This is a genomic window from Microvirga antarctica (assembly GCF_017921815.1).
Classification (GTDB): Bacteria; Pseudomonadota; Alphaproteobacteria; order Rhizobiales; family Beijerinckiaceae; genus Microvirga; species Microvirga antarctica.
Genome location: NZ_JAGEMM010000218.1, coordinates 1 through 270, shown reverse-complemented (window position 1 = coordinate 270; position 270 = coordinate 1). Strand labels below are relative to the sequence as shown.

General features: G+C 66.3%; 1 protein-coding gene. It reads right to left on the bottom strand.

The genetic code is table 11. From position 1 onward, the window contains the following. Window positions 1–270: recombinase family protein (locus J4G32_RS21565; RefSeq protein ID WP_210497804.1), on the bottom strand; the 270-nt coding region annotated here is incomplete at both ends.

Sequence of the window (270 nt, the reverse complement as noted above, 5' to 3'; positions counted from 1 at the left end):
CAAGCTCCGGGACGTCATGGACGACCAGCGCATCATCGGTATTGGCGCGCGAGCGGCGCTTGCCGGTATCCGGGTCCTTCATGTAGCGCAGGCAGTTCAAGCCCAGCTTGCCGACGTGGAGCTCGTTGTTGAGGATGCCCGTCCCCCGTGCCCGATTGCCGTTGATGGTGGATGAACCCCAGGCGGCATGGCGCGGCCCGGGGATGCCGCGATCGTTGAGGTCGAAGGCGATCCGGCGCGGGCTCTTGCCGGCGGCGAAGTCGACAAAGA